A 10,141-nucleotide genomic window follows, 5' to 3' on the forward strand; every position below is an offset into this window, starting at 1 on the left:
GTCCGAAGGCGGGCAGGGGGCCGAGGGCACCCTCGCCGCCAAGGTGCGCGGGCCCGCCGCGGCCCTGCAACTGCTTGCGCACGTCCGCACCGCCGAGACGCTGGACGAGGCACGCAACCGCGTCGCTTCGCTGGCCGAGGGCCAGTCGATCATCACCCGCAGCGGCGAGTGGCTGGCCCCGCAGTGGGCGCGCATCCGCCGCGCCCAGGGCAACCAGGTCGGCGTGCTGGCGCGCGAGCGCGAGATCCGCCTGCTGGCCGGGCAGATCGAAACGCTGGGAGCGCAGCTGGAAGAATCGACCGCGCGCCTGGACGAACTGCGCACCGCCAAGTTCGAGGCCGAGCGCGCCCGCGACGATGCCCAGCGCGAGCTCTACAACGCCCATCGCCGCCAGTCCGAACTGGCCGGCCAGCTGCAGAGCCACCGCGGCAAGGTCGAAACCGCCCGTGCCCGCGCCGAGAAGGTGGCCGGCGAACTGTCCACGCTGGTCGAGCAGCTTGACGAACTGCAGGGACAGACCCGCGAGGCCCGCGCGCGCCTGGACGAATCGGTCAACCACATGGGCGACCTGGAGGACCAGCGCCGCGAGCTGGAGAACGAGCGCCGCGCGTTGCTCGAAGCCCGCGAGGAGGCACGCATGAACGCCCGCGAGGCCGCCGACCAGGCGCACTCGCTGGCGCTGTCGATGGAATCCAAGCGTTCCTCGCTGGCCTCGCTGGAACAGGCGCTCGCCCGCCTCGACACCCAGTTGCGCCAGGTCGAAGCCCGCCGCACCGAGATCGCCGAGCAGCTCGCTGCCGGCTCCGATCCCATCGCGGAACTGGAGGCCGAGCGCCAGACCTACCTCGACCAGCGCCTGCTGGTCGATCGCCAACTGGTCGAAGCCCGCCGCGCGCTGGAAGACTGCGACATCGAGTTCCGCAAGCTGGAGCAGCAGCGCCACCTGGCCGAGCAGGGCCTGGCCACCCTGCGCGAAAGCGTGTCGGAAAAACGCCTCGCCGCGCAGGCGCTGCAGATGCGCGCCGACCAGCTGGCCGAGGCCATCGCTGCCTCCGGCCTGGAACTCGAACCCCTGCTGGCCGAACTTCCCGAACAGGCCGACGCCAACCAGTGGCGCACGCAGCTGGGCGACCTGGGCCAGAAGATCGTCCGCCTGGAGCCGGTCAACCTGGCGGCGATCCAGGAACACGCCGAGCAGAGCGAGCGTAAGACGTATCTCGACAATCAGCTCGCCGACCTCAACAGCGCCATGGAAACGCTCGAGGGCGCGATCAAGAAGATCGACCGCGAAACCCGCCAGCGCTTCAAGGAAACCTTCGACAGGGTCAACGCCGGCGTGCAGGAACTTTTCCCGCGCCTGTTCGGCGGCGGCCATGCCTACCTGGAACTGACCGGCGACGACCTGCTGAGTACGGGCGTGTCGATCATGGCGCGCCCCCCGGGCAAGCGGCCGTCCAACATCTCGCTGCTCTCCGGCGGCGAGAAGGCGCTCACCGCGGTGTCGCTGGTGTTCGCCATCTTCAACCTCAATCCCGCGCCGTTCTGCCTGCTCGACGAAGTGGACGCGCCGCTGGACGAAGCCAACGTCGGCCGCTTCTCGAACATGGTCAGGGAAATGAGCGAGAAGGTGCAGTTCATCTTCGTCAGCCACAACAAGGCGACGATGGAAGCGGCCAGCCAGCTCTGCGGCGTGACCATGCGCGAGCCGGGTGTGTCGCGCCTGGTGCAGGTGGACCTGGCCGAAGCGGCTAAACTGGCCGGAGCTGCGTGAGGATCCGCCCATGACCGTACTTGCCTTTGCCTGGAACCCCGCCGTCGGCCTGCCCCTCGCCATTGTCGGCATCATCGTGCTGGCGCTGATCTGGCTGTTCGGCCAGCCGAAGAAGGAACAGGGCAAGCGACGCATGCCGACCGGGCAGGGCGGTGGCGAGCGCCGCGAGCCCACGCTGGGCGAAGGCGATGCGGACGACATGCTGCTGGACGATCATCCGTCGCCGCGCATGCATGGCGAGGAGGCGATGCCGCAGCAAGGCGAACTCGAAATCGGCCTGCGCGAGGAACTGGAAAAACTCGGCGCCGCCCTGGCCGGCGAGCGCACGACGCCCGCGCCGCGAGCGAAGCCGGTGGGCCAGACTGCCGCCATCATCGACGCTCTGCGCGCTCCGGCCGATGCAGCACCGGCACCCGCTGCCCCGCCCGTGGCGGCCGCGGCACCGAGGACGCCACCGCGCTCGGACTTGGGCCGCCGCCCCGCACAGATGCCGGTCGAACGCATCGTCACGCTGTTCGTCATGGCCCGTGACGGCAGCCAATTCCACGGCGCGGACCTGATCGTCGCCGCCGAAAAGGCCGGCCTCGAATACGGTGACATGGGCATCTATCACCGCCTGCTCGACGGCAAGCGCGAGCACGGCCCGATCTTCAGCGTGGCCAACATGCTCAAGCCCGGCAACTTCGATCTCACGCGCCTCGATGCCTTGCGCACGCCGGGCCTGAGCTTCTTCATGACCTTGCCGGGTCCGCTGCCGGCGCTGGACGCCTGGGACGCCATGCTGCCTACCGCGCAACGTCTGGCCGAACTGCTCGACGGCCAGGTGCTCGACGAGGAACGCAACGCTCTCGGGCGCCAGCGCATCGCCCACATCCGCGACGAGCTGCGCGGCTGGGACCGCGACCACGAGGGCAAGGAAATCATCTTCGGCCGTTGAGTAGAGGGAACGCCGCCTTCGCGACCATCGCGAAGTGGTTGCCGCAGGGATGGCGCCGCGCCGGGCGTGACCGGGAGTAACGCACATGTACATGCCCACAGCCTTCCGTGTAGCGCACCTGCCCGAACTGCACGCGGCGATCGATGCCATCGCCTTCGCCAGCGTGATCAGCACCACGGCCACGGGCCTCGAAGTCAGCCACGTCCCCCTGCTGCTGGCGCCGGAAGAGGGGCCCCACGGCACGCTTTACGGGCACGTGGCCCGCGCCAACGCGCATGCCGCCTGCGACGGCGCTTCGTCGCTGGCGATCTTCCTGGGTCCGCACGCCTACATCTCGGCTGGCTGGTACCCCGGCAAGCAGACCCACGGCAAGGAAGTGCCCACCTGGAACTACATCGCCGTGCACGCCCACGGCACCCTGCAAACCTTCGACGATCCGGCTGCGCTGCGCCAGTTGCTGCGCAAGCTCACCGATCGCCACGAACGCACCATGCCCCAGCCCTGGCGGATGGACGATGCGCCCGCCGACTACATCGACCGCAACCTCAAGGCCATCGTCGGCCTGCGGTTGCCGATCGAGCGCCTGGAAGGCAAGTGGAAGCTGAGCCAGAACCGCACCGAGGCCGACCGCGAAGGCGTGCTCGCCGGGCTGGGCACCCTCGAGGGCGACGCCAGCCGCCAGATGGCCGAAGCCATCCGCTCGGCCAACACCCACCCACGGAAAGAACCCTGAATCTGCACGCCGCCTTGCGAAATGCAGACCGTCAATCGGCCTCCAGAGAGGCCTGCAGGGCTGTCGCCAGTGCCGCATCTCCGCTGACCAGATCCTTCCAGTACAGCTCCACGCCGCGCCGATGGCCTTTCTCGGCGAGCTTCAACCCCTGCGGGTCGAGTACGAGCGTGTAGGCGACGCCGTCGATCTGGATTTCCCGCTTGAGTGGCTTGTCCAGCGGCGTCATGGAATCTCTTCCTCGATTGTTCCCGGCCGACATGCTGCAGCCAACCTCGGCGAAGCGACGTGGAGAGCGCCGTGAGAAGCCGTGAAGCCGATTGCGTGGTTCAAGGTGCGTTGATGCGGTCGCTGCCCCAAGGATTACTTGGGGCGCGACCACGCTTCCGCGTCGAACTCGGGGTTCGTTTCCGTGCCGGTCAAGTGATTGGCGTAGTTGCTCAACGTCTTCATTGCTACGCCAAGCACGACCTCCAGCGACTGCTGGCGGGTGTATCCCGCGGCAAGGAAAGTGGCCAGTGGCGCATCGGCGACCCAGCCCCGTTGCCTGACCACGGCGCGGGTGAAGCTGGCAAGGGCCTGCAGGCGCGCATCCGGCAGCGGCTGGCCTGCACGCAGCGCGTCCACGACCGGGTCGGGCGCATGGGCCATTTTGCGCGCCACCATCGAATGGGCGGCGACGCAGAACTCGCAGCCGTTTTCGACGCTGGCCGCCAGCAGCACGACCTGGCGTTCGACCGGGCTCAGCGACGTCTTGTCGAACTGCGCCGAGAGCTGGAAGTACGCCTCCAGCGCGGCGGGTGCTTCGGCCAGGTGGGCATAGAGGTTCGGCACGAAGCCGAGCTTGGCCTTGGCGCCTTCCAGCAGCGGACGTGCCGCAGCGGGGGCCGTGTCGGGGGTATGCAATGCAAACGAACTCATGACAGCGTCTCCTGGGGATGGATACCGCGCCAGTGTCGCCGGCGCCATGCATGGCGACCATGTCCGGCGCGCGCGTATGCTTGTCCGATCGTCTCGGGAGTCCGGCTTGGACACGCTCAGCGAACTGTTGCGCCACTTGCGGCTGGATACGCGTGTCTTCCATCGCGAGGTGCACTGCGGCGCATGGTCGCTCGATGCCGAATACGAGCCCAAGGCGATGTTCCATCTGGTCGCGGCCGGCCAGTGCCTGCTGGAAACGGCCGATGGCCGGGTGGCGTGCCGGCTTGAGGCGGGCGACGCGGTGCTGTTCGCGCGCCAGGCGTCACACCGCTTGCGCTCGGTGCCTGCGAGCACATATGAGGACGCGACGGTTCTGCTCTGCGGCTATTTCGAGTTTGCTTCGCCGCTGTCGCAGGTCCTGCTGGCCAGCCTGCCGCCCCTGCTGGTCTTCCGCGCTCGGGACGAAGACGCCGACGGCGGTTCGGCCGCCATGCTGTTCCGCCTGATCCTGGCCGAAACCGCGCACCCGTCCGCCGGCGGCGGGGCCCTGCTGGACAAACTGGCGGATGCCTTGTTCGTGTATGCCGTGCGCCATGCCCTGAGCGAAGGGCAGGTCACGCAGGGGGTGCTGCGTGGCTTGCTGGACGCGCAGCTGGCGCCCGCCTTGTTGCGCATCCATCGCCAGCTGCAGGTGCCGCTCAAGGTCGAGGATCTGGCGCGCGAAGTGCATCTGTCGCGCGCGGCCTTCGCGCGGCGCTTCCGCGAAATCGTCGGCCTGCCGCCGATCGCCTACATGACCGCGCTCAAGCTGCAGGCGGGCCAGGAGGCCCTGCAACGGCGCGGCGTCAGCGTGGCCAAGGCGGCCGAGATCGCGGGCTATGCGACCGAGGCGGCTTTCAGCCGCGCCTATCATCGGGTGTTCGGCCGCACGCCCGGCAGCGAACGGCGCCCGGCAACCGGGCGCCGGCGTACGCGCCGAGGTGAGAGAGGCAAGCGCGCGCATCATCTTTCGTAGTCCCCGCGATCACGCCGGTCATACCCGGTTGCTGGCACGTTGTGCTGCGGCCCGCCGCCGCCTCGGGCGCGGCAACCGATGCAGGAGCCGATTCCGCGCTTTTCGCTTGACCACGCGTGCCGGCCATGGAGTGCGTGCTCCACGGCCGCGGGATGAGCGAACGCTGGCCTGGGACAGCGACGCGCCGAATAGGCAGAGCGGGACAGCGCGAGATAGGGCTGTTCCGGACCGTGCTGTCGATGCGCCGCCGTTGGCGCAAGCGAGCGCCACCCACTTATCTTCAGGAGATCCCATGCCCGCCATCACGCAACGAATGGGCAATCGGCCGCAAGCGCTGCGCCGTTACCTGCAGGACGGCTCGGATCGGCACATCTACCTGCGCCGCGGGGCCGTCGTCGCCTCCCTGGTCGGCATCGGCGCGATGGCGTTCACCACCCTGCTGCAGACGGGCGTGGTCAAGCGACTGCCGGACCCGCCAGTCGGCAACTTCGACACGAAGAAGGTCAATTCCTCGGACGAGGCCTACAGCTACGGCGGCCCCGACAGTCCGATCGCGATCACCACCCACGGCGTGAACATGGTGCTCGCCGCGATCGGCGGACCGGACCGGGCCCGACGGCAACCCTGGCTGCCGCTGCTGGCGACCGTGTTCGCGGGCGCCCAGGCGGTCACCGCGGCGAAGTACCTGTTCCACACCATGCCGAAGGTGGACAAGGCATGGTGTCCGTATTGCATCGTCGATGCACTGACGCACTTCGCGACCGTGGCCTTCACGCTGCCCGAAAGCATGCTGGCGGCGCGGCACCTGGCGCGCCGGCGCTGAAGCGTGCGCTGACGCTTTGCATGCCTGGCAACGCATGCCCGGCATGGCAAGCCCTAAGGGCGGCGAGACGGGCGCGCCGGACGTCGCCCGCTTCAAGCAGGAGAACACCCGTGAGCCATCATCTGACCCAGGCGATGCGCGACTGCATCGCCGCATGCAACGATTGCGCAACCGCATGCGGCGATTGTTTTTCGCAGATGGTCGGGACGGCCGGCAGCAACGACTGCCCGGCCAGTTGTATCGAATGTGCCGCCACATGCAGGTTGTGCACGGACGCGATGGCGCGCAACAGCCCTTTCAGCAAGGAGACCTGCGGGTTGTGCGCGAAGATCTGCGACTGGTGCGCCGAGCAGTGCGCCGCGCGCAGCGAGGAATCATGCCAGCGCTGCGCCGAGGCTTGTCGCCGTTGCGCCAAGGCATGCCGGTCGATGGCGGCGTAGCAGGCGCTCCCCGCGCGCATTGCCGGGCGGAGGGGTGATCGGCGCGTGCAAGCATGCGGTGCACGCGGCACCGGTCATCGCCTCATTCGAACCGCTCGCGAACAGGGTGAACGCCGCGAGGAAGGTCGCATCAAATGGCGGGAAACAGGCCGGAGAGAACATCCGCAGGGCCTGTCCGCTGACGTGGCCTTGCGGGACGCGCGCCGGTAGCGGCGCCGACGATTGCGCCGGCACGCCCAGGCGACAGGCTTCCAGGGAGTCGCATCCAGGTCACCGTGTGTTTGAATCCTTTTGCCGGCACGGCGCCTCCATCACGTAGAACGCCTGGGAGCTTCGAGGTGGGACGATCGCCCGATCATCCAGGTCCTGGGCCGATTGGCACAAAGACCATGCCGCATTCCGACAACACGCGACTGATCGAGGCGGCCCGGCAGGGTGACCGCGAGGCCATCGAGCGCCTGCTGGTCGTCTGCCGCTTCGACTTGCGGCGCATGGCACAGTCCGAATGCGCGACCACGGCCGACGCCGAGGACGCCGTGCAGGAAACCATGCTGCAGGTCTACCGGCGCATAGGCGCGCTGCGCACGCTGGCCTCGTTCTCGGCATGGACGTTCGCCATCGTTCGGCGCGAGTGCCATCGGCTGATGCGCAGGATGCGCGGGCACGCAGAACTGCCGGATGATGACCACCCGATGTTTGCGCGATGGATGCAAACCGAGCTGAACGTCGATCTGGCCGCGGCGATCGAGTCGCTGCCGCCGAAGTACCGCGAGGCGATCCTGCTGCGGGACTGCGAAGAGCGCTCGATCAGCGAGATGGCCCAGGCGCTCCAGCTCTCCCGCGAGGCGGTCAAGAGCCGCATCCATCGCGGGCGGCTGCTGATCCGCGAGTACCTGGAAGATTGACGGCCACGTCAGGAGGCTTTCCATGAATCGTTATCTGCGTTCGATAATCGCCGGCTTCGTCGCCACCGTGGTGCTCTCGGCCCTCATGCTGATGAAGTCGGCCATGGGGCTGATGCCTGCGCTCGACATCGTCAAGATGCTCACCGGGGTGGCGCACGGCATGATGGGTCTGCCGGACAACCTCGCCGTGGGCTGGATCATCCACTTCATGATCGGCACCGTGCTGTGGGGCGTGCTGTTCGCGCTGCTGTACGGGTGGCTGCCGGGCCGCGGCGCGGTCACCAAGGGCCTGGTCTTCGCCACGTTCGCCTGGCTCGTGATGATGGTCATCGCCATGCCGATGGCGGGCGTGGGGCTGTTCGGCATGAAGCTGGGCATCATGGCGCCGGTGATGGCGTTGATCCTGCACTGGATCTGGGGCGCGGTGCTGGGCGCGGTGTTCGGTTGGCTGGGCTCCGATGAACCTGTCGTCGCTGCGCGCTGAAACGGCCATGGGCCCGCCAGCGCCGCATGCCGGCACGGGTGGTGAAGCCGTGCCGATCAGCGGACGGGCGCCAGCGCCGCGGTTGTCGGTGATCATTCCGGTGGCGCCCGGCGACATGGCCGAGGTGCCGTCGCTGCTGCGGCAGTTGGCGGCGCTGCCCGAGGTGGCCGAAGTGCTGGTCTGCCGTGCGGACGGAGCCACCGGGCCGGATGCCGCCTGCATCGCCGGCATGCCCCAGCCGGTGGTGGATGTGGTCAGCCTGCAGGGGCGCGCGCGGCAGCTGAACGCCGGCGCCGGGCGCGCCGGTGGCGAATGGCTGTGGTTCCTGCATGCGGACACGACGCTGTCGCCTGCCGTCAGGCCGGCACTGCATGCGTTCCTCGAACGCGGCACCGACGCGCTCGGATATTTCGACCTGGCCTTTCGTCCCGACGGGCCGTGGCTGGCCGTGCTCAATGCGTGGGGCGCCAATCTGCGCTCGCGCCTGCTCGGCCTGCCTTTCGGCGATCAGGGACTGGTGGTGCGCAAGGCGCGCTGGCAAGCCCTGGGCGGATTCGACGAGGCCGCCGCCTATGGCGAAGACCACCTGCTGGTATGGGCCGCCCACGCGGCCGGCCTGCCGCTGCAACGCATTCCGGCGCGGCTGCTCACCAGCGCACGCAAGTACCGGCGGCACGGCTGGCTGCACACCACGCTGGCGCACTGGCGGCTCACCGTGAAGCAGGCGTGGCCGGCCTGGCGGCAGCTGCGCGGGAGACGCCGATGAGTATGGCGCTGGCGATCTTCGTCAAGACGCCGGGTCATTCCCCGCTGAAGACGCGGCTGGCGAGCGCCATCGGCGCGGAGGCCGCGACCGCGTTCTACCGGCTTGCCGCCGCGGCGGTCGCCGCCGTGGCGCAGGCCAGCCGCCCGGCGATCACGCCGTACTGGGCGGTGGCCGAGGCCGACGCGCAGGCCCATGCCGCGTGGCCGGATTTTCCCACCCTGTGGCAGGGCGAGGGCGAGCTGGGCACGCGCATGCATCGCGTCTACGACGAACTGCTTGGTCGCCACGCGCAGGTATTGCTGGTCGGTGCGGACGCGCCGCAGCTGACCGCGGCGCTGCTCGCCCGGGCGGCGTCGGCACTGCGCGATCCCGCCGTCGCGTTCGCGCTCGGCGAGGCGCGGGATGGCGGTTTCTGGCTGTTCGGCGGCAAGGCCCCGGTGCCGCTCGCAGTCTGGCAATCGGTGCGGTACTCGCAGAGCGACACCTGCGCCGCGCTGCGGCGCGCGCTGCCTTGCTGCGGCACCACCGTCGACCTGCCGACCCTCGTCGACGCCGACAGCATCGATGACCTCGAACCCGTACGGCAAGCGCTCAGCAGCCTGCCGCAGGCCTTGCCTGCGCAGCGCGTACTCGCCGATTGGCTCGCCGGATTGCTGCGCGCATCGGCGGCGCCTTGAATCCTTTGGCGGCGTGGCCGCCTCCAACCGACAAGGACCGCCCCATGCTGTCGGCCGATGCTCTGCGGGGTGCCCGCACGCCCGCGCCACCCTTATCTTCGGGACAAGACGATGCAACCGTTGCTGCTACTTGCCGTGCTGTTTCTCGCCGCCACCAACGGCGCCAACGACAATTTCAAGGGCGTGGCCGCGCTTTACGGCAGCGGCCGCGCCGGGTACTGGACCAGCCTGGCCTGGGGCAGCCTGACCACGCTGGCCGGCTCGCTGTGTTCGGTGTTCCTCGCGCAGGCGCTGTTGCGGGCATTCACCGGAGCCGGCCTGGTGCCGGCCGCCGTGGCCGCGCAGTTGCCCTTTGCCTCGGCCGTGGCGGGTGGCGCCGCAATCACCGTGGCGCTGGCGGCGTGGCGCGGGCTGCCGATCTCCACCACGCATGCGCTGGTGGGTGCGATGAGCGGCGTGGGCCTGGTCGCAGTGGGGACGGCGGTGCGCTTCTCCACCCTGGGGCATAGCTTCCTGCTGCCGCTGCTGGCCAGTCCCGTGCTGGCGGTCGTGCCGGCGCTCGCGCTCGCCCCGCTGCTGCGCCGGCTGGTGGCCCGGGCGACGGTCGCCCCGGCATGCGTGTGCGAGGCGCCGCTGCCGCTGGCCACGCCCGATAGCGCGATGCTGCGTACG

12 protein-coding genes and 1 pseudogene are annotated in these 10,141 nt (G+C 69.2%); 10 read left to right on the forward strand and 3 right to left on the reverse strand.

What is annotated here, in order from left to right; translation table 11 throughout:
• The 3 genes and pseudogenes from HOQ08_RS10395 to HOQ08_RS10405 form a co-directional block, all read left to right on the forward strand.
• A pseudogene (locus HOQ08_RS10395) lies at positions 1-1,771 on the forward strand (chromosome segregation protein SMC); the annotation flags it as partial.
• 10 nt (positions 1,772-1,781) lie between these two features.
• Positions 1,782-2,708 (forward strand): cell division protein ZipA, encoded by a 927-nt coding sequence (gene zipA, locus HOQ08_RS10400; RefSeq protein ID WP_291194185.1) that lies wholly within the window; start codon positions 1,782-1,784, stop codon positions 2,706-2,708.
• A gap of 85 nt (positions 2,709-2,793) precedes the next feature.
• Complete coding sequence (locus HOQ08_RS10405) at positions 2,794-3,441, forward strand: FMN-binding negative transcriptional regulator (RefSeq protein WP_291194188.1); 648 nt, start codon at positions 2,794-2,796, stop codon at positions 3,439-3,441.
• Positions 3,442-3,472: 31 nt separating this feature from the next.
• Here HOQ08_RS10405 and HOQ08_RS10410 read toward each other — a convergent pair whose 3' ends face one another.
• Complete coding sequence (locus HOQ08_RS10410) at positions 3,473-3,667, reverse strand: hypothetical protein (RefSeq protein WP_291194191.1); 195 nt, start codon at positions 3,665-3,667, stop codon at positions 3,473-3,475.
• A 134-nt stretch (positions 3,668-3,801) separates the two neighbouring features.
• A complete protein-coding gene (locus HOQ08_RS10415; RefSeq protein WP_291194194.1) occupies positions 3,802-4,359 on the reverse strand; it encodes a carboxymuconolactone decarboxylase family protein in 558 nt (185 codons plus the stop codon).
• A gap of 46 nt (positions 4,360-4,405) precedes the next feature.
• On the opposite strand from HOQ08_RS10415, the gene HOQ08_RS10420 reads away from it, so the two are divergent.
• A complete protein-coding gene (locus HOQ08_RS10420; RefSeq protein ID WP_291194197.1) occupies positions 4,406-5,374 on the forward strand; it encodes an AraC family transcriptional regulator in 969 nt (322 codons plus the stop codon).
• A gap of 292 nt (positions 5,375-5,666) precedes the next feature.
• Complete coding sequence (locus HOQ08_RS10425; protein ID WP_291194200.1) at positions 5,667-6,197, forward strand: vitamin K epoxide reductase family protein; 531 nt, start codon at positions 5,667-5,669, stop codon at positions 6,195-6,197.
• Positions 6,198-6,315: 118 nt separating this feature from the next.
• On the opposite strand, the gene HOQ08_RS10430 is transcribed toward HOQ08_RS10425, so the two are convergent.
• Positions 6,316-6,657 (reverse strand): hypothetical protein, encoded by a 342-nt coding sequence (locus HOQ08_RS10430; RefSeq protein ID WP_291194203.1) that lies wholly within the window; start codon positions 6,655-6,657, stop codon positions 6,316-6,318.
• A 369-nt stretch (positions 6,658-7,026) separates the two neighbouring features.
• Here HOQ08_RS10430 and HOQ08_RS10435 point away from each other — a divergent pair, with 369 nt between their 5' ends.
• From HOQ08_RS10435 to HOQ08_RS10455, 5 genes are all read left to right on the forward strand, one after another.
• Entirely contained in the window at positions 7,027-7,542 is a 516-nt protein-coding gene (locus HOQ08_RS10435; RefSeq protein ID WP_291194206.1) for an RNA polymerase sigma factor, read from the forward strand.
• Between the two features lie 22 nt (positions 7,543-7,564).
• Positions 7,565-8,026, forward strand: coding sequence for a DUF6789 family protein (locus HOQ08_RS10440; RefSeq protein WP_291194209.1), 462 nt, complete (start codon positions 7,565-7,567; stop codon positions 8,024-8,026).
• Positions 8,027-8,033: 7 nt separating this feature from the next.
• Positions 8,034-8,792 (forward strand): glycosyltransferase family 2 protein, encoded by a 759-nt coding sequence (locus HOQ08_RS10445; RefSeq protein WP_291194212.1) that lies wholly within the window; start codon positions 8,034-8,036, stop codon positions 8,790-8,792.
• Positions 8,789-9,469, forward strand: a complete 681-nt coding sequence (locus tag HOQ08_RS10450; protein ID WP_291194215.1) for a DUF2064 domain-containing protein — start codon at positions 8,789-8,791, stop codon at positions 9,467-9,469. The genes HOQ08_RS10445 and HOQ08_RS10450 overlap by 4 nt, the downstream gene beginning before the upstream one ends.
• 111 nt (positions 9,470-9,580) lie before the next feature.
• Positions 9,581-10,141 (forward strand): inorganic phosphate transporter (locus HOQ08_RS10455; RefSeq protein ID WP_291194218.1); only part of this gene is annotated, 561 nt, incomplete at its 3' end.

The organism is Frateuria sp. (genome assembly GCF_013362045.1).
Lineage (GTDB): Bacteria > Pseudomonadota > Gammaproteobacteria > Xanthomonadales > Rhodanobacteraceae > Frateuria_A.

Excerpts from the sequence above, each read along its gene's own strand:
- HOQ08_RS10425 (WP_291194200.1), top strand. The coding sequence starts at position 5,667 with ATGCCCGCCATCACGCAACGAATGGGCAATCGGCCGCAAGCGCTGCGC.
- HOQ08_RS10415 (WP_291194194.1), bottom strand. The coding sequence starts at position 4,359 with ATGAGTTCGTTTGCATTGCATACCCCCGACACGGCCCCCGCTGCGGCA.
- HOQ08_RS10405 (WP_291194188.1), top strand. The coding sequence starts at position 2,794 with ATGTACATGCCCACAGCCTTCCGTGTAGCGCACCTGCCCGAACTGCAC.
- HOQ08_RS10410 (WP_291194191.1), bottom strand. The coding sequence starts at position 3,667 with ATGACGCCGCTGGACAAGCCACTCAAGCGGGAAATCCAGATCGACGGC.
- HOQ08_RS10435 (WP_291194206.1), top strand. The coding sequence starts at position 7,027 with ATGCCGCATTCCGACAACACGCGACTGATCGAGGCGGCCCGGCAGGGT.
- HOQ08_RS10440 (WP_291194209.1), top strand. The coding sequence starts at position 7,565 with ATGAATCGTTATCTGCGTTCGATAATCGCCGGCTTCGTCGCCACCGTG.
- HOQ08_RS10450 (WP_291194215.1), top strand. The coding sequence starts at position 8,789 with ATGAGTATGGCGCTGGCGATCTTCGTCAAGACGCCGGGTCATTCCCCG.
- HOQ08_RS10420 (WP_291194197.1), top strand. The coding sequence starts at position 4,406 with ATGCATGGCGACCATGTCCGGCGCGCGCGTATGCTTGTCCGATCGTCT.
- HOQ08_RS10445 (WP_291194212.1), top strand. The coding sequence starts at position 8,034 with ATGGGCCCGCCAGCGCCGCATGCCGGCACGGGTGGTGAAGCCGTGCCG.
- HOQ08_RS10430 (WP_291194203.1), bottom strand. The coding sequence starts at position 6,657 with ATGCGCGCGGGGAGCGCCTGCTACGCCGCCATCGACCGGCATGCCTTG.
- zipA (WP_291194185.1), top strand. The coding sequence starts at position 1,782 with ATGACCGTACTTGCCTTTGCCTGGAACCCCGCCGTCGGCCTGCCCCTC.